Source organism: Streptomyces sp. NPDC050732 (assembly GCF_040654255.1).
In the GTDB taxonomy this organism is placed as follows: Bacteria; Actinomycetota; Actinomycetes; order Streptomycetales; family Streptomycetaceae; genus Streptomyces.
The window spans coordinates 26,203-46,478 of the sequence record NZ_JBFAHP010000053.1 but is presented as its reverse complement, the minus strand read 5'-3'; the positions used below and the strand labels follow the sequence as shown (position 1 = coordinate 46,478).

20 protein-coding genes and 2 pseudogenes are annotated in these 20,276 nt (G+C 70.1%); 6 read left to right on the top strand and 16 right to left on the bottom strand.

Annotation, left to right across the window (positions count from 1 at the left end; genetic code table 11):
* Positions 1-417: 417 nt before the first annotated feature.
* From AB0H82_RS34020 to AB0H82_RS33970, 11 genes and pseudogenes are all read right to left on the bottom strand, one after another.
* A pseudogene (locus AB0H82_RS34020) lies at positions 418-762 on the bottom strand (Rv3654c family TadE-like protein); the annotation flags it as partial.
* Entirely contained in the window at positions 759-1,148 is a 390-nt protein-coding gene (locus tag AB0H82_RS34015; protein ID WP_362999380.1) for a TadE family type IV pilus minor pilin, read from the bottom strand. The pseudogene AB0H82_RS34020 and the gene AB0H82_RS34015, both read right to left, overlap by 4 nt.
* Entirely contained in the window at positions 1,135-1,353 is a 219-nt protein-coding gene (locus tag AB0H82_RS34010; protein ID WP_362999379.1) for a DUF4244 domain-containing protein, read from the bottom strand. Before AB0H82_RS34010 ends, AB0H82_RS34015 begins: the two co-directional genes overlap by 14 nt.
* A gap of 108 nt (positions 1,354-1,461) precedes the next feature.
* Positions 1,462-2,022, bottom strand: a complete 561-nt coding sequence (locus AB0H82_RS34005; protein WP_362999378.1) for a type II secretion system F family protein — start codon at positions 2,020-2,022, stop codon at positions 1,462-1,464.
* Between the two features lie 221 nt (positions 2,023-2,243).
* Complete coding sequence (locus AB0H82_RS34000) at positions 2,244-3,101, bottom strand: type II secretion system F family protein (RefSeq protein WP_362999377.1); 858 nt, start codon at positions 3,099-3,101, stop codon at positions 2,244-2,246.
* A pseudogene (locus tag AB0H82_RS33995) lies at positions 3,098-3,415 on the bottom strand (ATPase, T2SS/T4P/T4SS family); the annotation flags it as partial. The gene AB0H82_RS34000 and the pseudogene AB0H82_RS33995, both read right to left, overlap by 4 nt.
* A gap of 114 nt (positions 3,416-3,529) precedes the next feature.
* Positions 3,530-4,600: a TniQ family protein gene (locus tag AB0H82_RS33990; RefSeq protein WP_362999376.1), complete on the bottom strand. Its 1,071-nt coding sequence runs from the start codon at positions 4,598-4,600 to the stop codon at positions 3,530-3,532.
* A gap of 164 nt (positions 4,601-4,764) precedes the next feature.
* A complete protein-coding gene (locus AB0H82_RS33985) occupies positions 4,765-5,877 on the bottom strand; it encodes a TniB family NTP-binding protein (RefSeq protein ID WP_362999375.1) in 1,113 nt (370 codons plus the stop codon).
* A 9-nt stretch (positions 5,878-5,886) separates the two neighbouring features.
* Positions 5,887-7,980: a Mu transposase C-terminal domain-containing protein gene (locus AB0H82_RS33980; protein ID WP_362999374.1), complete on the bottom strand. Its 2,094-nt coding sequence runs from the start codon at positions 7,978-7,980 to the stop codon at positions 5,887-5,889.
* On the bottom strand, positions 7,977-8,744 hold the full coding sequence (locus AB0H82_RS33975) for a TnsA-like heteromeric transposase endonuclease subunit (RefSeq protein ID WP_362999373.1): 768 nt from the start codon (positions 8,742-8,744) through the stop codon (positions 7,977-7,979). The genes AB0H82_RS33980 and AB0H82_RS33975 overlap by 4 nt, the downstream gene beginning before the upstream one ends.
* Entirely contained in the window at positions 8,741-10,462 is a 1,722-nt protein-coding gene (locus tag AB0H82_RS33970) for a TniQ family protein (protein ID WP_362999383.1), read from the bottom strand. The genes AB0H82_RS33975 and AB0H82_RS33970 overlap by 4 nt, the downstream gene beginning before the upstream one ends.
* A gap of 156 nt (positions 10,463-10,618) precedes the next feature.
* Between AB0H82_RS33970 and AB0H82_RS33965 the strand changes: the two genes are divergently transcribed.
* Positions 10,619-10,861, top strand: coding sequence for a helix-turn-helix transcriptional regulator (locus AB0H82_RS33965; protein WP_362999372.1), 243 nt, complete (start codon positions 10,619-10,621; stop codon positions 10,859-10,861).
* Positions 10,862-11,103: 242 nt separating this feature from the next.
* Here the strand turns inward: AB0H82_RS33965 and AB0H82_RS33960 are convergent, their stop codons facing one another.
* Positions 11,104-12,501 (bottom strand): FAD-dependent oxidoreductase, encoded by a 1,398-nt coding sequence (locus AB0H82_RS33960; protein WP_362999371.1) that lies wholly within the window; start codon positions 12,499-12,501, stop codon positions 11,104-11,106.
* 105 nt (positions 12,502-12,606) lie between these two features.
* Here AB0H82_RS33960 and AB0H82_RS33955 point away from each other — a divergent pair, with 105 nt between their 5' ends.
* From AB0H82_RS33955 to AB0H82_RS33945, 3 genes are all read left to right on the top strand, one after another.
* Positions 12,607-13,680 (top strand): NAD(P)/FAD-dependent oxidoreductase, encoded by a 1,074-nt coding sequence (locus AB0H82_RS33955; protein WP_362999370.1) that lies wholly within the window; start codon positions 12,607-12,609, stop codon positions 13,678-13,680.
* 90 nt (positions 13,681-13,770) lie between these two features.
* Positions 13,771-14,139 carry a metalloregulator ArsR/SmtB family transcription factor gene (locus tag AB0H82_RS33950; RefSeq protein WP_362999369.1) on the top strand — a complete coding sequence of 123 codons (369 nt, stop codon included), beginning with the start codon at positions 13,771-13,773 and terminating at the stop codon, positions 14,137-14,139.
* Positions 14,140-14,239: 100 nt separating this feature from the next.
* Positions 14,240-14,893 carry a hypothetical protein gene (locus AB0H82_RS33945; protein WP_362999368.1) on the top strand — a complete coding sequence of 218 codons (654 nt, stop codon included), beginning with the start codon at positions 14,240-14,242 and terminating at the stop codon, positions 14,891-14,893.
* 16 nt (positions 14,894-14,909) lie between these two features.
* Here the strand turns inward: AB0H82_RS33945 and AB0H82_RS33940 are convergent, their stop codons facing one another.
* The 4 genes from AB0H82_RS33940 to AB0H82_RS33925 form a co-directional block, all read right to left on the bottom strand.
* Entirely contained in the window at positions 14,910-16,079 is a 1,170-nt protein-coding gene (locus tag AB0H82_RS33940) for a hypothetical protein (RefSeq protein ID WP_362999367.1), read from the bottom strand.
* A 120-nt stretch (positions 16,080-16,199) separates the two neighbouring features.
* On the bottom strand, positions 16,200-17,264 hold the full coding sequence (locus AB0H82_RS33935; RefSeq protein ID WP_362999366.1) for an ArsO family NAD(P)H-dependent flavin-containing monooxygenase: 1,065 nt from the start codon (positions 17,262-17,264) through the stop codon (positions 16,200-16,202).
* A complete protein-coding gene (arsB, locus tag AB0H82_RS33930; RefSeq protein ID WP_362999365.1) occupies positions 17,261-18,373 on the bottom strand; it encodes an ACR3 family arsenite efflux transporter in 1,113 nt (370 codons plus the stop codon). Before arsB ends, AB0H82_RS33935 begins: the two co-directional genes overlap by 4 nt.
* The gene (locus tag AB0H82_RS33925) at positions 18,370-18,678 is read right to left on the bottom strand and encodes a metalloregulator ArsR/SmtB family transcription factor (RefSeq protein ID WP_362999364.1); all 309 of its coding nucleotides are present in this window, start codon (positions 18,676-18,678) and stop codon (positions 18,370-18,372) included. Before AB0H82_RS33925 ends, arsB begins: the two co-directional genes overlap by 4 nt.
* Positions 18,679-18,773: 95 nt before the next feature.
* On the opposite strand from AB0H82_RS33925, the gene AB0H82_RS33920 reads away from it, so the two are divergent.
* Together AB0H82_RS33920 and trxB are read left to right on the top strand one after the other, a co-directional pair.
* Positions 18,774-19,196 (top strand): arsenate reductase ArsC, encoded by a 423-nt coding sequence (locus AB0H82_RS33920; protein WP_362999363.1) that lies wholly within the window; start codon positions 18,774-18,776, stop codon positions 19,194-19,196.
* Positions 19,193-20,167 carry a thioredoxin-disulfide reductase gene (gene trxB / locus AB0H82_RS33915; RefSeq protein ID WP_362999362.1) on the top strand — a complete coding sequence of 325 codons (975 nt, stop codon included), beginning with the start codon at positions 19,193-19,195 and terminating at the stop codon, positions 20,165-20,167. The genes AB0H82_RS33920 and trxB overlap by 4 nt, the downstream gene beginning before the upstream one ends.
* The last annotated feature ends 109 nt before the right edge of the window (positions 20,168-20,276 follow it).

Here is a 20,276-nt window from a genome sequence, read left to right as displayed (position 1 = left end):
GTATGTGCGTACTCGCTATCCCTGCGCCACGCCTCAAGTCCAAAGGCGCCAGAGTGTGCTCGGTGCTCCGTTCGCACATACCCCCACGTCCCCTCCGGCGCACTCGCGGCTGCCCGGCCGGTGGGGCACGGTGCGCAACCCCGCGGAGTGCATCGGATCGCAGGCGTAGGCCCCGATCGCCCCGCCCTTGCTCCTGCGGAGCGTCGCGGGGCAGAGCCCACCTGCCCGTCCTTACCCCCGCGGGCGGACGGGCCAGACCCCACCTGCCCGCCCTTACCCCCGCTGGACGTCGCGGGGCAAACGGGTGGGTGGGTGGGAAGCATCCGTCGCGGAGCGGCGGGCTCGGCGTTCCTGGCCCGGCGGGGCGGGGCCGGGTGGGTGGAGGGCGTGGAGGTGTGGGGGAGGGAGCGTTGTGGCCGGGCCTGCCCGGGATCTGACCGTGGCGGAGAAGGGGCCGGCCGAAGAGGAAGCCGTGACCTCGGAGGTCTCGCCCCGCAGCACGCACCGCACAACCCGCGCCCCCTGCGCCTCGGCCACCCGGACGGCCCCCGCGCACGCCCCTGCGGAGCCCGCCGCCCACCGTTCCGCCGCGGCGAGCGCCGCCAGGTCCGCCGCGCCGCCCGCCCGGTGCCGGACCGCGACGGCCTGTGCCATGGCGAGCACGGCGCCGCAGATCACGCCGAGGACGGCCATCACGACGACCACCCACACGGTGGCGGTCCCTCGGTCCCGGCCCGCGCCGCGCCACCTTCCGGATTTCATCCGCCCACCCCCACCGTCTCCTCCGCCAACGCCGCCGCCTCCGAGCGCAGACGCAGGCCCAGACCCAGCACCCGTGGGCCCGGCGCGTCCGCCACCACCTCGACCCGCACCAGGTCGCCCTCGCGTCGCACGGACACGCTCGCCCCGCGCGGCGCCGCCTGCCGTGCCGCCGCTGTGACGGCGCCGTCGGGGTCCTGTCGGGCCGCGGCGCGGGCTCCGGCCCGGGCCGCGTCCACACACTGGATCTGTGCGGACGCCGCCAGCAGAGTCCAGATCAGCGCCATGGTGAACAGCACCAGCGTCGGCAGCACCACCGCCGCCTCAGCCGTCACGAATCCCCGGTCCCTGAACCTCCGCCAGGGCTTCCCGGCGTCAGAACGGAACATCGAGCGCCTTCTCCACGACTGCCTGCAGTGCCGCTTTGACCTGCCCGCTCGTCACCACCTTGTAGAGCAGACCGGCGAAGCCCACCGCCGCGATCAGTCCCATCGCGTACTCGGACGTGACCATCCCTGCGTCCCTGCTCAGCCGTCGGCTGCGTCGGCCCCGGCGGCGCGTCGGTGTCCGTCCCTGGATCAGTTGTTCCCGCATTGCCAAGCTCCTTGCGTATCGCGTTGGTTGTTCGGTGCCAGTCGTCAGTTGTTCGGTGCCGGTGGGTCGGCTTCAGGCGTCAGGTGTCGTGCGCCTCACCTCGTGCACTCAGCCCGCGCTCAGCAGCCCCTCCGCCAGTCCGATCACCACCGGCAGTACTCCGATCGCCACAAAGGCCGGCAAGAAGCACAGGCCCACCGGTGCCGTCATCAGGACCGCTGCTCGTCGCGCTCCGGCCGTCGCCGTCCTGGCCCGTTCCGCCCTGATGTCCGTGGCCAGGCGGGCCACCGGGTCCGCTGCCGGTGCTCCGGAGTCGCCCGCCCGCTCCAGGAGTCGGGCCAGTGGCGCGGCGCTGGGTATGGCGGCCAAGTGCCGCCAGGCGTGCGCTGGTTCGCTGCCCAGCCTCACCTCCGCCGCGCCGCGTGCCAGTCGCGCGCCGACCGGGCCCTGCAGGGATTCCCCGACCGCCTGAGCCGCCGATACCGGGCTCGCCCCCGCTGCGACACAGGCCGCCAGGAGGTCGGCCGCCAAGGGGAGTTGTCGTGCTGATTCCGGCGGCGGCGCGAGGGTGCCGTCCAGGGTCTGTGTGGCGGCTCGCTTTCGTTGGCGGTGCCGCCGGACCGCATAGCCGGCGGCTGCTCCGGCCAGCAGGCCCGGCCATCCGCCCACCAAGGCGTAGGCAGCGCTCGCCGTGCCTGCCAGGAGGAGCCACTCGCGGGATCCGGGTGTTCGTGGCGCTCGGCTGGGCGCAGGCCGCTCTTTCTGTATGTTCAAGGCCTTTGCCGCTCTGCGGCGAAGCGTTCTCTCGCGTCGCGCCGCCAGCGCTGTCAGCGCGAGCCAGAGCACGGCCGCGATTTCCCACACGGTCACCCCCAGCCTGTGGAAAACGTTCATCGGTCCTCCGCCCCTCGTACGATGCGCAGCGCCCACCACACCCCGGCGCACTCCAGCACTCCGCCCGCCGCCAGACACGCCAGCCCCGCGCCCGTGTGGAGCAGCACCCGCAGCGGCTCCGCCCCGAGTGCGCTGCCCATCAGCAGGCCCAGCACCGGCAGGCCGGCGAGCATGACGGCTGTCGATCTGGCGCCCGCCAACTGGGCGCGCAGGTCGGAGCGTTGGTCGCGCTCGGCGCGCAGTGCGGCCTCCAGCCGCTCCAGTCCGGCGGCGAGTCCCGCACCGCGGTCCACCGCCACCCGCCAGCACGCCGCGAGCCCCAGCAGGCCGTCGGCGCCCGGCTCTTTCGCAGCCTGTCGCAGGGCCTCCGGCACATCTCCGCCGAACTGCGCCGCCGCAAGCACCGCACTTCGGGCGGCGCCGGATCCCACGCCCGCGTCGGATCCGTCCAGGGCCAGTCGCAGTGACTCCCCCGGCTGCCGTCCGGCCCGCACCTCGCCCGCGATTTCACCGCACAGTGCGATCACCGCTTCGCCCCGGCGCTCCCGCTCCCGGCCCGCGTCCCGGGCGCGCCGCACGCGTGCCGCGACCGGCACCCCTGCCGCGCCCACGACCAGCGGCACCACGGACTCCCCCAGCAGCGAGACCACCGCCCCGGCTGCCAGGCACCACCATTCGTGGCCCACCCGGCCGCGCCCCGCCGCGACGATGCGGTGCCAGGGCCGGGGTCGGGGTGGGTGTGATACCTCGCTCGCGAAGAGGGAGTGTGCGCGTCGGGCTTCGTGGTTCCGGCGGCCGATCAGCCAGGCCGCGCCTCCGGCGCAGAGGGCGGATGCCCACATCGAGGTGTTCATCGGGCTCCGTCCCAAGTTGTGGCCGTGAGCAGGGCGTTCAGTTGCCGCCAGCCCCGCTCGTGGGTGAAGGACGTCTCGCCCCAGCGCAGTGCCGGTACGGTTTCCACCAGGCCGGAGTCCGCTCGCTCCAGCACGTGCACCTCGGCGATCCGGCGGCGGCCGGCCCGGTCCCGTACGAGATGGATCACCACCGACAGCGCGGCCGCCAACTGGCTGTGCAGGGCTGCTCGGTCGAGTCCCGCCGCCGTCCCCAGGGCTTCCAGGCGGGCGGGTACGTCCGACGCGGCGTTGGCGTGGACCGTGCCGCAGCCGCCTGTCGGACGCGAGAAAAGAGTTCAGCCCCCAAGGTTTCTACCTGGGGGCTGAACTCTTTTCTGCGCAGTTGAGATCGTCAATCTGCGCACTGATCAGTTCAGTGCGCAGATCGGCTACAGGCTGTCGCGGATGACTCCCCGGTCCATGAGCATCTCGGACAGCCGTGGAGGCAGTAGCTGTCTCTGGTGCCATGGCAGGTATTCGGGTTCAGACCCCCATGCCCGCCCGTGCTTAACGATCTTGCCGTATGCAAGCTCGACGAACTGTTCCGACGCGGCGTGTCGACTCTCCCCGGTAACGAGACGGAACCCGAGGTGTATGGCACCTGCGACCAGTAACGGGTGAGCGACGTCGTAGTAGGCCGTGGGGCCTTGGCTGAGAGATGGGCTCTGGGATGCGCCCTCCTCATTCGCACTGGCAATGGCAGGGTCCGCGTCGTGGAACATGTCCGGTGAGCGGAACTTGAGGATGAGATCGACGAGCAGGGGGAAGAGGAACAGTCGCAGTGCCGATCTGGCGCCAGGCTGTACGGTCGGGCTGCCCTCGAAGCCGTAGTCGATCGACTTCTGGATGCTGAGCAGTACAGGGTCGGTGACCGGGGTGGACGGGACTTCGGTGAGCGGGTGGCTGCAGCGACTGCTCCGACGCACGGAAATGGAGTCGTGGAAGCGCCGCCCCGGGCAAAAGAGGCGCCTGTCTGCTGGCCCAGCCCTGATCCAGTCCTGGGGCTCGTAGCATGTGGGGCAGACGGCAGACAGAAATACCTCGTGGTCAGTGCAGGCGTACGACCATGCGCTCTTCCAGCGCAGGTACCAGCGGCCGTTGCTCTCTTTGAGGCATAGCGGGCACCAGCGGGAGTGATCGCGCAGGAGGAAACGGTCACGGATGAAACTGAGCGCGCCTGCATGCCACTCGTCTTGCAGATCAGCGAGTGCCGGTAGCGGCTGGTCGGTGTAGCGAGCCAGGCGCATGCCGTTCAGGACCTCTGCGCGGATGCCGGTGGCAGCGTGGATCTGCTGCAGTTCCCGGCCAGTGAGGCCGGCGTCCAGCCGGGCCATTGAAGCGGTCCGCGATTTCCGGAGCCGCCACGCGTCGACCACCAGTTGGTTTGGATAGCAGCGGCTGTCGCGAGCGACGGCGTCCACCCAGCTGGTGAAGGATTCTCCCGGCACCGGGACGGGCACGCGAGGCATCCGTCGGGGCTGGCTGACCGCTGGGGGCCGCGCTGTCTCCGCCGTCGAAGGCACTGCCTGAAGGCGGCGTGCCTCTACGGCGTGCTCGGGAGCAGGCTCACCGCCGTACGGCTGGCGTACCGAACGCTGGTGCACCGGGGACGCGGTGCTCATCGTCAGCTTGCCGCCGGCTTCGTTCGTACCGGTGTCGTCCTACGGCGCTGTCGGACGACGTTCCGGTACGTGGCCTGGGCGTATTCGCTGATCTCGACCCGGTCCATGAGCTTGCGTGTGACCGCTTCTTCTTCGCTCATGACGGCTTCGATCGCGGATTCGCGAAGCAGGTCGGTCAGAGCGCAGATACTGCCGTCGGTCCTGTCGTAGAGGTACTGCGACAGTTTCACCAACTGGCCGGGCTTGTGCCGGTAGAGCACGAGGGTGTCTTCGAGGGCTTTGACGGTCTGTGCCCACTCCAGCTTGTCCTTGTCGGTCGTGCAGCCGAACTTGCGGACCGCGTGGTGTGTGTACCGCCCTGAGGTCTGAGTGGCGCGTGAGGCGGCCTGTCCTTCGAGGAACAGCCCGGACTTCTTGAGGTCGACTCCGGTGTAGACGAAGGTTGCTGCGGTCTTGTTGGCGATGTACTTCAAGTGGTCGTTGACCACCCGTCCTTCCTTCGCCGACAGGTCGAGGAAGTGCACGTCGTCAATGATCACAAGTTCGGTGCCGACGTCCGCCAGGACGGACAGCACATGGTTGGTGATGTCCGTCTGAGTTCCGCGGCCGCGCTGCACCATGCCGAGGTAGTCGGCCAGGAGGACGGACAGGTCCTTGGGAGTGGCTCGGGCCGGGATGCTGAGGTAGACGACCGGGGTGTAGTCGATGAGCATCCCGTTGGCCTCGTAGCCCTCCCGGAACTTCTCCGGGTACTTGCGGCGCAACCGGTTCTCGTGGCGTGCGGCGAAGAGCTTGACCAGGGTGGACTTGCCGACAGTCGGCGGCCCGTCGAAGACAAGGCCCGCTCTGGCTCCGGCAGGCCGCTCGGCATTGGCCTTCATCCTGCGCTTGATGAGGTAGTGCAGGCGCTTGACCTGCTCGGTGTCGATGATCGCGAGTGCGCTGTGGTAGATGTCGCGGTCCTCGTTTAGGTCGTCCCTATCGTCCTGCGACAGCTTCAGATAGACCTGGTACGGCGGCATGGTGGGACGCTCGGGCGGCCGGTTGTCGCGGTAGCGCCGCCACTCTTCCTTGGTGTGGGGTTCGGCCAGGCCGGGGTGTCGGAAGATGCTCATGAGAGGCTCCTAGAGGGCGTCGGGGTCCCAGACCTCTGCGGCCGTGACCTTGCTGAGATCGATCTCGCCCCACTCGCTGGGCGCCTCGTCCTCCTCCGGCGCGTCGGGGACGACGGCCAAGGGCGGGTGGTTGTCCACGGGGGCTTCGCCGCGTTGCATGTCGCGGCTTTGCGCCGTGCCGCGGTGTTCGTCGCGGGTGTGGCGCTTGCGGTCGCTGCGCGTCCATGTCTCGGGAGCGTCTGTGCGGTTCTGCAGGTCGGTGAGGGCTTGGGCCACCGCGTCCTGGTCCTCGGGGGTACGGCCGCGCAGAGTGATGAGCCGTTTGGCTTCCCGCAGGGTGATGTCCGTGAACGGCTGGTGTTCTCCGAGCGCGTGGGTCCAGCGCAGGACGTGCCAGCGGCCATCCGCGGGATCGAGGAAGTAGGCGTGCAGCAGGTTTCGGGGGTCGTAGCGGATGGGCCACAGGCCGTCGGGATACGGCGCCTTGGCCCTGCGGTAGCGGTAGAGGATGTCCGCGTTGTAGGTCAGGTGGTTCAGTTCGACGCCGTAGGGGTGGATGGCGCGCGGGGCGATCGGCAGCAGTTCGAAGTACACGTTGGGTTCGCGGGGGCAGTCGACGTATCCGGCCGAGCCGAGCGCCATGGTGTACGCCTCGTTCGGGGAGACGCGCAGGTCCGGAAACCCGTGCAGGGTGAGCCCGCGGTGATGCTTGCGCTGGTAGACGGCGATGACGTATTCGGCGAAGAACTCGGTCAGCTCATCGATCGTCCAGCGGGCTTGGGCCTCGACGGTGCGGCCGCGGTGGGCGACGTTGAAGCCCTTGTATCCGGCGACGTGTTCGGCGAACTGTTCGCGGATGGTCTTGAAGAGCCGTTCCACGTGCGGCTTGTCGGTGGGCTGGAGCTTGCGGGCGTCCTGGAGGTCGATCTTCCAGCGGGTGCAGGCACGCTGGACGACCTCGGACTTGTAGGGCTTGCCGTGGTCGTACAGCAGCGTCTCGGGGTAGATCACAGGCCGGGCGGCGGCTTCGGCCAGGCGGTCGTCCACGCTCAGCAGACGCTCGTAGGGGACGCGCAGCATGCGGTAGCGCAGGGCGTCGGACCAGTCGGGCCGCATGATCTCCGGCGTCATGACGTCGGCTAGGAGCAGGCCGATGTCGATGGCCTTGGTGCCTTCGGGGGTCAGCCGCCAGGCGAGGATGGAGCGTGTGGCCACATCGAGGGCGACGGTGAGTTCCACGCGGATGGTGGTCGCGGTGCCGGGGTCGTAGGCGAGGACGTCGAGTGGGGTGGTGTCGAGCATGACGACTTCGCCGGGGCGGGTGGCGATCACGTTGCCGAAGGGCCGGTCGGGCTGGTTGGCGGCCGAGGCCCGCTGGTAGGCGGGGGCGGAGGGGCTGATGTCCAGCAGATAGGCGACTGCGCGGCGGAAGGTGTCCCGGCCGGGCAGTGGGACGGTGCCGGGGCCGTGTTCGGTATCCAGGCGGTTTTGGGTGCGGCGGTAGAAGCGGTTGCCGATGGTCGCGGAGCTGTCGGCGCGTTCAGCGGCTGCCTGGTCCCGGATGGCCTGGATCACGCGCGCGTCGAGGTTCTTCAGGGGGTTGCGGATGCGGGCCTTGCGCTTGTCCACCAGTCCCCACAGGCCGTTTTCCGTGCGCCGTTTCCACAGTTTCCACAGCCAGCGTTCCGTCACGCCCAGTTCCTCGGCTTTGGCCTGGATGCGGGCGACTTGGGGCCGGGTGGGGTCGTAGAGCGGGCGGGGTTCATCCGGCCTGGCGCTGAGCGGGTCACCGGAGCGGTACCCCGTCATGGCCTCCAGCAGATGCCCCTCCATCTCCAGGGCGGCCTGCTTTGCAGTGTCGTCCAGGCCCTCCAAGATCCCGGCCGGATCGATGTTGCCGAGGTCGGCATCCCCCGTCGTGTCGGGCGGGGGCTCAGCGGCAGCACGGAAGGTGGCGTCGGCGAGGAGGACGGCGAGCATGATGGTCTGTATCCGTCCGTTCTCCGAGCGCAGCCGTACGGTGGCCCCGTTGAGTCCGGCGACTTGGTGACGTTCTTCCTCGAACTCGATCCAGTCGGTGACGGCGAGGCGGTGGCTGGTCATGCGCTCCTCCGGGCGGGGGCGGCCTGGACGCGGGTGTGATCGCGCAGTGGGCGGGTCTGGTCAAAAGTGAGCTGGTGGTGCCACATCAGGTGGTAGACCACGGCACGTGCCAGTTCGGGGACGGGCTGGAAGCTCACCAATTCACCGATCGGCACGGGGTGTTGGGCGAGTTGCAGCAAGGGGCTGGTCAGGGCCTTCCCGGCTCGCAGGGGGCGGCGGTAGCCGGCGAGCCAGGAGACAGTGGCCCAGCGCAGTGGATCGGGTGTGCCCACCATGTCGTAGTCCCAGCCGAGCTGTTGAGACAGCTCGGCGGTCCGCCGGGCCTGGTGCACGACCTTGGGCTCCCCCATGCGGTTGTCATCCTTCACGTCCAGCAAGAGCGCCGATCCGTCGCGTCGGCGGACGAAGAGGTCGGGGGTGTGCTCCCAGGCTCCCTGGGCGTCTTGGGCCTCGATGGTGAAGGGCTGGGCGCTGAATGCGTGCACCGCGGGGTCGAAGTCGAGCAGCTTCATCCACTTCGATTCGAGGTAGGACTCGTAGCCCACCATGCGGTCGGTGGTGGCCGCCCAGTAGTGGCCGGGGGTGTGCCGCTGTCCCGCGTAGGAGGGGATCTCCCGGGCGGGCTGTGCGTCCTCGAAGGCCACCGAGGCGGCCCGGCTCGCAGGAATGAGGCGTTCGGTGCCGCCGGGGTCGAGGTAGTGGATGTGGGCCCGGTGGGATGCCATGCGGATGGGGCGCAGGGTGCGGGGCCGGGGCGGGGTCATGTGGTTCCTTTCCGAGTCAGGCGGGCCCTTCCCCAGATGGTGAGGGCGTCGGCGGCGGGGGCGGGCAGGCGGGTGTGAAAGCGCCGCCAGCCCTCGCGTATCGACTCGGTGGTTGCGCGGTTCTCCCAGCCCAGGACGTAGGCGGGTGCTTCGCGGACGTCGCCGTTGGTGAAGTGCTGCCACACCCATGCGGCGGCGTGCCGCTGGCTCTGCCAGGTCACGTCGCGGCCCAGCGGGTGGAAGACCGGGGCCAGGTCGCGGTGGGGGATCTCGCGCAGGTCACAAAGTGCGGCCCGGCGGGCTGCGTAGTTGGTCAGGCCCCGCTCCTGCATGCGTTCAGCCGCTGTGCGGGCCGCTGTCCAGAAGGCGTCGGGGTCGGTGATCCGCTGGACGAGGGTGTCGGCGGCGCGGGCGGCTTTGCGTTCGTCCATGCCGAGCACGGTGGCGGCCTCGGTCCAACTGGCTGCCCCGGCCAGGCGGGCGAGCGCGAGTGCGGTCAGGCGGCGCCCCGAGGCTTCGGCAGTGCCGGGCAGATGGGCGGTCATCAGCGACTGGTAGTCATCCCGATCGGCCAGGTGCGGGATGTGCCGGGGTTCGAGGGCCAATGGCTCCGTGGCGGTCAGGGCTCCGGCGACGCGGGAGGGCCGCCGGCCGACGGCGGCCGCCATGCGATCGAGGACGGCAGGGCAGGGCATGTGCCGCAGTGGGTCAGTTCCCCCCAGGGCCCGCCGCAGCGCGGTCAGGCGCTGTGCCCACGGAGCGAGCTGGCGGGCACCGGATTCCACATGGGGGGCCTCCAGCACCGGGGAGGCGAGTGCGAGCGCGGCCAGTGCCTGGGCGGCAGTTGCGGGCATTGCCCCCAGCTGGCTGCCACCGCCTCCGCGCGGCCTGCTCGCACGCCGCTGCTGGTCCTGGCCGAATGCTTCGGCCACGAAGCCGGGTAGGTGCGCGAAGTCGTCCGCATCGGCGGCGAGCCGGGCCAGGGCGGTGAGATAGCGCAGGGCGGCGAACCAGTCGGCGCCGCGAACGGCTTCGCCCACCAGAGAGGCCGGCGAGCCTTCAGCGATGGCGAGTGCGCGTCGTTGAAGGGCTACCAGGGCCTCGGGGACGGCGGTGGTGGGAATGGCGGCCAGTGGCTGGCGGCACAGGCCGGCACGGCCTTTGGGGCCGTGCGGGGGCCGGTTGGCACACTCGCCCGGCTCGGGCAGCGGCGGGCGGGTCAGCAACCCGCGAGGAAGACGCTCGCTTCCGCGTAGCAGCCGTACTCCGCACGCCGGGCACACGTCGATGAGCAGGCACCGGTGAACTGGGCATACCGCGGCGATGCCGAGGCGCCACCACAGCGGCCACACCGGGCTTTCCGCCAGACAGGACGGGCAGGCCCGGCTCCAGGTCAGCAGCATCCATTCGTGGGCCACGGCCCGCAGGGACGCCTCCTGGGCCAGGTCGAGGCCGGCCAGGTCCAATGCGGTCCGGTCGTACCGGGCGAGTTGCATCTGGTGCAGTTCACGGGCCGTCAGCCCGGTCGCCTCCCGCAGGCCGCCGACGCTGACAGGGGTGAGCGCGATGCCAAAGAACTTCGGACGCGTGGTGGATGTCCCCTTTCGGCACTCCAGCCCCAGGGCATGAGCAGCCTGCCCCGGAGGGATGCCCAGCTTGGTCGCCACACGGTCCACCCAGGACGCAAATGCCTCACCGGAAACCGGCTTGGGGACCACCGGCAGGCGGCGGACACGGGGGACGGCGGTGGGACGCGAGAGGAACGGCCGGGAGGCAGGCAGCTCTGCTCGACCGTGCACTCCTGCTGCCACTTCACCCTCCCCCGCCTGTATGAAATATCATACAGCGATAGAGGGAGAGCTAAGTTCGTGACCATGGAGAACCCGAAGGGCACCGCATCGAGCCCGGCCAGCCGCGCGGTCTTCGGGCGGCGGCTGCGGGAGCTGCGGGAGCGTGCCGGGCTGACCCAGACCGCCACGGCCGCCCAGGCCGGGCTGAACCGGTCCTTCTATGCGGGGGTGGAGGCCGGGCGGACCAGCATTGCCGTGGACCGGCTGCCGGGCCTGGCCCGGACCCTGGGCGTCGAGGTCTCCCAACTGTTCAACGACGACGAGTGACATCCGCGTGACGGCTCAGCTGGTGTGCCGCACGTGCCCAGGCAGTGCGTGCAGCCCGTCAAGAGGGCCGGGATAGCAGGAGGGCCCGTTCGTCGTGGCCGGTAGCACGTAGCGGGCGAAGAAGTCGTCGCAAGACGCCGCCTCTGGTGATCCGCGAGACGCAGAGGGCCGACAGTGCGGCGCGGGGCCGCGACCGGTCCCCTGTTCCGGTCGCGGCCCCGCGTGTGGAGGTATGAGGTCGGTTACGAGCCGCAGCAGCCGCCCGCCGAAGCCTCGTCGGCCGCCGCCCCGGCCACGGCAGGGGCGGCAAGCGGGAGGAGCTGCGGTGCGGGCGCGCAGCAGCCGCCGTCGGACTGGTCGGTGGCTGGGGTGTCGAAGAGTCCGGCGCCGCCGCACACCCCGGTCTCGGGCAGGGTGAGTTCGACGCGGTCGGCGGATTCGAGGTCGCCGGCCAGGGCGGCGGTGACGGAGCGGACCTGCTCGTAGCCGGTCATCGCGAGGAAGGTCGGGGCGCGGCCGTAGGACTTCATCCCGACCAGGTAGACGCCCTGTTCTGGGTGGGCGAGTTCGCGGTGGCCGTGGGGGTAGACGGTGCCGCAGGAGTGCTGGTTGGGGTCGATCAGCGGGGCCAGTTCGACGGGCGCCTGGAGGCGCTCGTCGAGGCCCAGGCGGAGTTCATCGAGGAAGGTGAGGTCGGGGCGGAAGCCGGTGAGGACGATGACCTCGTCGACTGCGTCGAGTCGGCGGCCGTCCTCGCCGACAAGGATCAGGCGGCCGTCATCCGCCCGCTCGATCACCTCGGTGCGGAAGCCTGTGACCGCGTCCGCGTGGCCGTCGTCGACGGCGGCCTTCGCCGCCAGGCCCAGCGCTCCGCGGGCGGGGAGCTGGTCGGCCTCGCCGCCGCCAAAGGTGGAGCCGGAGATACCTCGGCGCAGGACCCACACCCCCTTCGTGCCCGCGCCGTCGTCGGCCTTGGCGAGGTCGGCGAGGTAGGCGAGGGCGGTGAAGGCGGAGGCGCCAGAGCCGATGACGGCGGTGCGCTTGCCCGCATACCGGGCGCGGACTGCCGGGTCCTTGAGGTCGGGGACGCGGTAGGTGATCCGGTCGCTCGCCGCCTTCTCGCCGAGAGCGGGCAGGCCGCTGCCACCGGCCGGGCTGGGGGTGGTCCAGGTGCCAGAGGCGTCGATGACCGCGCGGGCGAAGACGCGCTCCTCGCGGCCGTCGGTGGTGGTGACGTGCACGACGAAGGGCTGGGTTTCGCGGTCGGCGTCGACGACGCGGTCGCGGCCGGTGCGGGAGACGCCGGTGACAGTGGCGCCGAACCGGACGTGCTCGCCCAGGACGTCGGCGAGCGGCTGCAGGTACTGCTCGGCCCACTCACCGCCGGACGGGTACGTCGCCGGGTCAGGCTTGGTCCAGCCGGTGGGGGCAAGGAGCTTCTCGGCGGCCGGGTCGGTGACCTCGCCCCAGGTGGAGAACAGCCGCACGTGCGCCCACTCGCGCACCGCGGCGCCCGCGGACGCTCCGGCCTCCAGGACCAACGGCTGAAGGCCGCGTTCGGCGAGGTGGGCGGCGGCGGCCAGGCCCGTCGGGCCGGCCCCGACGATCACGACAGGCAGCTCGGTGATGGGCGCGTTCACGGCGACTCCTCTGTTTCGACGTCCGTCGATGGCTTGCGCCGCCAGGATGCCACCTGCTTCGATAGGCGTCAACATAGACATTCGTCGAATCGAGGGGTCTGGTTCATGGAGTACGTCGATGTCGCGGTTATCGGGGGCGGGCAGTCCGGGCTGGCCGCCGCCCACGTCCTGCGTGAGCGGGGGCTGGTGCCGGTGGTGCTGGAGGCGTCCGGGCGGGCGACCGGGTCGTGGCCTGGCTACTACGACAGCCTCACGCTGTTCTCGCCCGCGGGGTTCAGCGCCCTGCCGGGGCTGGAGTTCGGCGGGGACGGGGACCGCTATCCGCACCGTGATGAGGTCGTGGACTACCTCACCCGCTACGCGGACCGGCTGGATGCGGAGATCCGTACCCACGCCCGCGTCGAGAGCGTGGAGAGTGATGGCTCCGGCTTCATCCTGCACACCGCCGACGGTCGCCGTCTGGGTGCGGCCGGGATCGTGGCCGCGAGCGGCGCCTTCGGCAACCCGCTGCGGCCCGACCTTCCGGGTCAGCAGGGCTTCGCCGGCGAGGTGCTGCATGTCGCCGATTACCGCAGCCCCGAGCGGTATGCGGGCAAGCGGGTCGTGGTGGTGGGCGGCGGCAACTCCGCCGTCCAGGTCGGCTACGAACTGGCCAAGGTGGCCGCGGTGACCCTGGCCACCCGCGCCCCGGTCTCCTTCCTGCCGCAGATCCGCGACGGCAAGGATCTGACCCACTGGCTGACGGCCACCGGCTTCGACCACCTGCCGCCGCACTGGCTGATCCACTACGTCGGCGGCACCCTCGTGCTCGACACCGGGGAGTACCGGGACGCCTTGGAGTCGGGGAGGCTTCAGCGGCGTCCCATGTTCACCGCCCTGGACGGCGATGAGGCCATATGGGCGGACGGGAGCCGGGAGAAGGCCGACGTCGTACTGCTCGCCACCGGATACCGGCCCCACCTCGACTACCTGGCCAAGCTCGGCGCACTCGATGACCAGGGGGTGCCACTGCACGCGGGGGGCATCTCCGTCACCCGTCCCGGGCTGGTCTACCTCGGCCTGGAGTTCCAGCGGTCCTTCGCCTCCAACACCCTGCGCGGCGTCGGCCGGGACGCCGAGTACGTGATCGAGCCGCTGGCCGCACACGTCCGCAAGGCCCCGGCCGCAGCAGGCCTGTAACGGCCGAGGAGTGACCGGCGAGGGGGCGGCCCGCAATTTCGAGCGGCGCCGCCCCTCGCCCACTGATTCGACATGTGTCAACATAGATGCATGTCGAATACGAAGGTGCTGCCGCTGCTGGAGCCGGAGACCGCGGCGCCGTGCTGCCCGCCGCTGACCGAGCGGCCGTTCACCGCCGAGGAGGCGGAACGGACCGCGAAGATGTTCAAGGCGCTCGGCGACCCGGTCCGGTTGCGGCTGTTCTCCGCCGTGGCCTCGCACGAGGGCGGCGAGGCGTGCGTCTGCGACATCTCCGACGTCGGCGTCTCCCAGCCCACCGTCTCCCACCACCTGAAGAAGCTCAAGGAAGCCGGGCTCCTCACCTCCGAGCGGCGCGGCACCTGGGTCTACTACCGCGTCGAGCCGTCCGTGCTCGCCGCCATGGGCCAACTGCTGGTAGGCGCCTCGGCTGCGGCATAACCACACCCGGACTCCCGTCGGCGACGCCCAGGGACGCTGTGACGGCGGGCAGTTGCCAAAAGCGGTAGTAGACGAGGCGGGCGGTTGCCATCCTGGCGGGATGGAGGACGCAGAGGACCAGTTGAGTCTGCCCCGGCCCCGGTGGGCGAATGCCGAGACCGCTGTCTGGGGCGGTGCCAGTGAGGACGATCTCGCCCTTGCGGGCGGCTATCTGCGAGTGGCCGAGACCTCCGCCCGCCACTGGATCGAGCAGGGCCCGGACGACCTGCTGCCGCTGCCGATCCTCTACAACTACCGGCACAGCATCGAGCTGTCGCTGAAGTGGCTGATCCGCAAAGCTGCCCAATGTGCGCTGCGCGCGGACTACACGGGAGAAGAGGATCTCAGCCCCGGCCAGTTGGACAAGCGGCTGCGCACGCACAACATCAGGAAACTGGCGGACTGCCTCAACCGGTACCTGGCCCTGCTGGACCTTCCCGAGGTGGAACAGCACATCGATCCGGAGTCCTGGAGCCAGCTGAACTGGTTGGACAGCGAAGATGCGACAGGGGAGACCTACCGGTACGCCGTAGTCGGCCACGGCCCCGGCCGGACTCCCGCCCGGCCCGTGCAGCAGAACGTCAACTTCTACGAGCAGGTGAACGAGCTGCACAAGCTCGCGCACCTGCTGTGGGGCGGCTACTCGGCTCATCTCGGTGAGTACGAGAACTGGCAGATCGAGTACCTGGAGGCCATGGACACGGCCGGCTACTGAAGCGGTGCGGCCCTCGCTACGGGGTCGGCTTCTTGTGACGGGTGAGGAGCTCGGCGAAGAAGTCGGAGACGAGCTGCGGGCTGTCGGGCCGGGTGAGCTCCCAGCCGCCGAAGCGGTAGATCTCATAGCCCGCCAGCCGCAGGCGGCGGTCCTCGGCGACCATCTCCGAGTACAGCCGGGGCGAGGCCGTGTAGGTGGTGCGGCCGTCCGGTCCGGTGGGGTTCTTGGTGCCGTAATGGTGGACGCCGTCGACCTCGATCACGATGCGGGAGCGGTCGGGGGCCAGCAGCAGGAAGTCCATGCGCTCGCGGTGCAGGGCCCCGCTGTGTCCGCCGCTCTTGCGGGTGTAGGGGTCGTAGTGCAGGTAGACCTGCGGGATGAGGGCGGGCAGGTCGAACCCGTCCGGTTCGGCGTAGCGGGCGCAGTACGTGCGCAGGACCGTCTGCTCCGGCAGGGAATCCAGGGAGCGGTACAGCCGCCGGTACAGGGCATCGGCGGCCTCCGGCTCCTCGGCGGCCGGCATGTGGTGCGTCTGCCACCAGGTGACCATCTGCCGCCAGGTCAGGCCCTGTAACGGCAGCGGCTCCTTGTACACGAGGCAGTTCTCGGCGTTCCGGACGATCTCCACCTCGTTGCTCACCGCGTCCCGCAGCACGATCTGCGGCTTCGGGCCGACGGCCGCGAAGATGAGGTTCTTGAAGGTGCCACGGGGGCCGTTCTTGAACCGCTGCTCGTACTCGGCCTCCTGTTGGTCCTCCAGGGCCTGCCGGGTCGGCCCGAGCAGCTCTTCGATGCACTCGCGGCGTGCCTGCCAGCCGCCGCCCCCGGACATGTCGTTCTTGCGCCAGTAGTCGTAGAAGCCGCTGTGATGGCGAAACGGCAGCTGAGGCGGCTTAAGGCCCAACCGTTCGAGGACCGCCCGGTGCGCTTTGACGGCAAGGACGACTTCCTCGTCGTTCATGCGTTCGTCGTGGCGTGTGCCTCGGGCGACGAAGTCCTCGTGCAGCAGCCGGGTCAGTGCTACGGCTACGTCCAGGTCCGGGTGGGCGGGCAGGGGCCCGAACCGCAGGGACTCCAGCAGCTCGACATCCAGCTCCCACAGCTGGCACACCCATTCACCCGGCCTGTGGTCGGGCCAGTCCGGGTGCTCATCGGGCCTGCCGCGGAAGAAGTCATCTGTCTGCATGCTCGCGCATCCCCCTGCCCCACAGCGCTGTCGGAAGGAATTGTCGCTGGTGACCCTGACAAGGGGAACTGCACGCAACCGATGAACCGGGCGGTGGCAGCGAGGTGGCCGCTCCGGCGCCTACGTGAGCAGGCCGGTGACTTCGCGAACGGCGTCGCGGGCGGTGCGGCCGACGCCGATGAGGGTGGCCGAGGCCGGGCCGGTCCAGTCGCCGTAGCCGAGCAGGTGCAGCTGCGGCTCGCCGAGGACACGGGTGCCGTCGGTGGGGATGCGGCCGCGCGGCCCGCGCAGATCCAGCGGAGCGAGGTGGGACAGGGCCGGGCGGAAGCCGGTGCACCAGATGACCGCGTCCGCGCCGACCGCGCTGCCGTCGGCCCACCGGACGCCGTCGGCGGCGAGCCGGGCAAACATCGGCCTCGCGGCCAGGAGTCCGGCGTCACGAGCGGCGCGGACGGGCGGTACGGCCACGATGTCGCCGAGCGAACCCACGCCGCCGGTGTCGGTATGGCCGGCGTCGAGGGCGCGGCGGCGGGCGGTGGCGACATCGAACAGGGCGCGGCCGTCGATGTCGTCGGGCAGGAAGCGAGGCGGGCGCTGGGTCACCCACGTCACCTCGATGCGGCCATCCAGAGCGAGGTCGGCGGCGATCTGTGCCCCGGAATTGCCGCCGCCGACGACAATGACGCGCTGTCCGGCGAAGTCGGTCGGCCAGCGGTAGTTCACGGTGTGCAGCTGCCGCCCGGTGAACTCTTCGCGGCCGGGGACGGCGGGGAGGAAGGGCCGCGACCAGGTCCCGGTGGCACTGATGACCGCGCGGGCGCGCCAGGTGCCGGAATCCGTCTCGATCAGCAGCCGGCCTGCGTCGCGGCGTACGGCGTCGACCCGGGTGCCGCGCTGGACGGGCAGGCCGTAGCGCTTTTCGTAGTCGGTGAGGTAGTTCACCACGTGCACGGCATCCGGGTACGTCTCGCCCGCCTGGGCGGGCATGAGGCGGCCGGGCAGTGAGGAGTGCTCCGCTGGGGAGAACAGGTGCAGCGAGTCCCACATGTGCTGCCAGGAGCCGCCCGGCGCCGCCTCGGCGTCCAGGACGGTGAAGTCCAGACCGCCCTGGCGGCGCAGGTGGTAGCCGGCGGCGAGCCCCGCTTGGCCGCCGCCGACCACCACCACATCCGTCTGCTGTGTCACGGGGACGTCGTCACCGCGTCGGCGGCGAACTTCCTTCGCCAGGCGAGCGCGACGTAGACGAGACCGATCAGTACGGGAACTTCGATGAGCGGGCCGACGACGCCCGAGAGGGCCTGGCCGGAGGTGACGCCGAAGGTGGCGATGGCGACCGCGATGGCGAGTTCGAAGTTGTTGCCCGCAGCCGTGAACGCCAGGGTCGTGGTGCGGTCGTAGGCCAGGCCCAGACCCTTGCCGAGGAGGAAGGTGCCGAAGAACATGATCGCGAAGTAGACCAGCAGCGGCAGCGCGATCCGGGCGACGTCCAGCGGCTGCGAGGTGATGGTCTTTCCCTGGAGGGCGAAGAGGATGACGATCGTGAACAGCAGCCCGTAGAGGGCCCACGGGCCGATCTTCGGAAGGAAGCGCTGCTCGTAGCCTTCGCGGCCCATCTTCTTCTCCCCGACGCGGCGGGTGAGGAAGCCGGCCAGCAGCGGGACGCCCAGGAAGATGACCACGTTCAGGGCGATCTCCCACATGGAGATGTCCAAGTGCTCGCCGTCGCCCAGGCCCAGCCAGCCGGGGAGCAGGTCGAGGTAGAACCAGCCCAGCAGGCCGAACGCGATGACCTGGAACACGGAGTTGAGGGCCACCAGCACGGCCGCGGCTTCGCGGTCGCCGCAGGCGAGGTCGTTCCAGATGATCACCATGGCGATGCAGCGGGCGAGGCCGACGATGATCAGGCCGGTGCGGTACTCGGGCAGGTCCGGCAGGAAGATCCACGCCAGGGCGAACATGACCGCGGGTCCGAGGATCCAGTTGATGACCAGGGAGGAGATCATCAGCTTGCGGTCGCCGGTGACGGCGTCCAGCTTGTCGTAGCGGACCTTCGCCAGGACCGGATACATCATGATCAGCAGGCCGAGCGCGATCGGCAGGGAGATCCCGCCGATCTCCACCTTCGCCAGCGCGTCATTCAATCCCGGGATCGCGCGCCCCAGGCCCAGGCCGACAGCCATGGCGATGAGGATCCACACGGCGAGGTAGCGGTCGAGGGTGGAGAGCTTCTTGACGATCGAGTCGTCCCCACCGCCGGCCGGAGCGGGGGCGGAGGTGGGCTCGGTGGAGGTCACGGGCAGGCCCTCTTGTTTTCGGCGGCGGTACGGGCGGAGTTGGCCAGGTCGGCGAACTGCTCGGAGAGGCCGGTCAGGACCTCGGGCTTGAGCTTGTAGTAGGTGAAGCGGCCGCAGGGCTCGGTCTCCACGATCCCGGCCTCGCGCAGCACCTTCAGGTGGTTGGACAGGTTGGTCTGCTTGGCTCCGGTCTCCTCGACCAGGTGGGTCGTGCAGAGCGTCTCGCGCGCCAGCAGGGTCACGATCTGGAGGCGGAGCGGATCGCCCAGCACCCGGATCACGTCAGGATCGACTGAAGTCAGCATGCACTGATACTCTCACATCATCGCCCGCTGATACCAGCGGGGGCTGAAGTCATTGGCGGCTGGGTTCCGCCATGCGACGAGAGAGAACGATCACTATGGCCGACAAGCCGTCCGTCCTGTTCGTCTGCGTCCACAACGCCGGCCGCTCCCAGATGGCCGCAGCGTGGCTGACCCACCTGGCCGGTGACCGCGTCGAGGTCCGCTCCGCCGGCTCCGCCCCCGGCGACCAGGTCAACCCGGCCGCCGTCGAAGCCATGGCCGAGGTCGGCATCGATATCTCCCAGGAGACACCGAAGATCCTCACCGTCGACGCGGTGAAGGAGTCGGATGTCTGCATCACCATGGGCTGCGGCGACACCTGCCCGGTCTTCCCCGGCAAGCGCTACCTGGACTGGCAGCTGGAGGACCCGGCCGGTCAGGGCGTGGCGGCCGTGCGCCCGATCCGCGACGAGATCAAGACCCTCGTCGAGGGCCTGATCGCCGAGATCGCCCCGGCAAAGCCGGGGGCGACGGCGTGAGCGGGATACGCGAGGTCGTCATCATCGGCTCGGGCCCCGCCGGCTACACCGCCGCTCTCTACACCGCCCGCGCCCAGCTCAGACCCTTGCTGTTCGGCAGCTCCATCTTCGTCGGCGGGTCACTGACCACCACGACGGAGGTCGAGAACTTCCCCGGCTTCCCCGAAGGGGTCGACGGCCCGGCCTTGATGGAGAACATGCGGGCCCAGGCCGAGAAGTTCGGCGCCGAGATGGTTGACGACGACGTCGTCGAAGTGGACCTGACCGGCGACATCAAGCTCCTCACCGACTCCGCGGGCACCGTCCACCGGGCGAAGACGGTGATCATCGCGACCGGCTCCGGCTACCGCAAGCTCGGTCTGCCCAACGAAGACGAGCTGTCCGGCCGCGGCGTCTCGTGGTGTGCGACCTGCGACGGGTTCTTCTTCCGTAACCGCGACATCGTCGTGGTCGGCGGCGGCGACACCGCCATGGAGGAAGCCACCTTCCTCACCCGCTTCGCCGAGTCGGTCACCGTCGTCCACCGCCGCTCCACCCTGCGTGCCTCGAAGGTCATGCAGGACCGGGCCTTCGCCAACGACAAGATCTCCTTTGTCTTCGACAGCGAGATCGCCGAGATCAAGGAGACGAACGGCATGCTCGGCGGTGTCGTTCTGCGCGACGTCCTCACCGGCGCCACCCGCGACCTGGACGTGACAGGGCTGTTCATCGCGATCGGCCACGATCCGCGGACCGAGCTGTTCACCAGCCAGCTCGACCTGGACGCCGAGGGCTACATCACCGTCGCCGCCCCGACGACTCGCACCAGCCTGCCCGGCGTCTTCGCCGCTGGCGACGTCGTCGACCACACCTACCGCCAGGCCATCACCGCCGCAGGCACTGGAGCAGCGGCCGCCCTGGACGCCGAGCGCTATCTCGCTTCCGGCCACACGGCGCAGACCGAGCCGGAGACCGCCGCGATCCCTGCTTGATCCGTGCAACGACGCGTGGCCTTTTCCCAGGGGATCCTCATGGACAGGACGGTGAGGGTGCCACCGCCCTGGGGGCCCGCCGAAGGGTCCGGTGACCTGCGATGGCTGC

What these genes read in the sequence shown, in the direction of transcription:
- AB0H82_RS34015 (WP_362999380.1), bottom strand. Translation starts at nt 1,148, where the DNA reads ATGTTCCGTTCTGACGCCGGGAAGCCCTGGCGGAGGTTCAGGGACCGG.
- AB0H82_RS34010 (WP_362999379.1), bottom strand. Translation starts at nt 1,353, where the DNA reads ATGCGGGAACAACTGATCCAGGGACGGACACCGACGCGCCGCCGGGGC.
- AB0H82_RS34000 (WP_362999377.1), bottom strand. Translation starts at nt 3,101, where the DNA reads ATGAACACCTCGATGTGGGCATCCGCCCTCTGCGCCGGAGGCGCGGCC.
- AB0H82_RS33985 (WP_362999375.1), bottom strand. Translation starts at nt 5,877, where the DNA reads ATGAGCATCTTCCGACACCCCGGCCTGGCCGAACCCCACACCAAGGAA.
- AB0H82_RS33980 (WP_362999374.1), bottom strand. Translation starts at nt 7,980, where the DNA reads ATGACCAGCCACCGCCTCGCCGTCACCGACTGGATCGAGTTCGAGGAA.
- AB0H82_RS33975 (WP_362999373.1), bottom strand. Translation starts at nt 8,744, where the DNA reads ATGACCCCGCCCCGGCCCCGCACCCTGCGCCCCATCCGCATGGCATCC.
- AB0H82_RS33965 (WP_362999372.1), top strand. Translation starts at nt 10,619, where the DNA reads ATGGAGAACCCGAAGGGCACCGCATCGAGCCCGGCCAGCCGCGCGGTC.
- AB0H82_RS33955 (WP_362999370.1), top strand. Translation starts at nt 12,607, where the DNA reads ATGGAGTACGTCGATGTCGCGGTTATCGGGGGCGGGCAGTCCGGGCTG.
- AB0H82_RS33950 (WP_362999369.1), top strand. Translation starts at nt 13,771, where the DNA reads ATGTCGAATACGAAGGTGCTGCCGCTGCTGGAGCCGGAGACCGCGGCG.
- AB0H82_RS33945 (WP_362999368.1), top strand. Translation starts at nt 14,240, where the DNA reads ATGGAGGACGCAGAGGACCAGTTGAGTCTGCCCCGGCCCCGGTGGGCG.
- AB0H82_RS33940 (WP_362999367.1), bottom strand. Translation starts at nt 16,079, where the DNA reads ATGCAGACAGATGACTTCTTCCGCGGCAGGCCCGATGAGCACCCGGAC.
- AB0H82_RS33925 (WP_362999364.1), bottom strand. Translation starts at nt 18,678, where the DNA reads ATGCTGACTTCAGTCGATCCTGACGTGATCCGGGTGCTGGGCGATCCG.
- AB0H82_RS33920 (WP_362999363.1), top strand. Translation starts at nt 18,774, where the DNA reads ATGGCCGACAAGCCGTCCGTCCTGTTCGTCTGCGTCCACAACGCCGGC.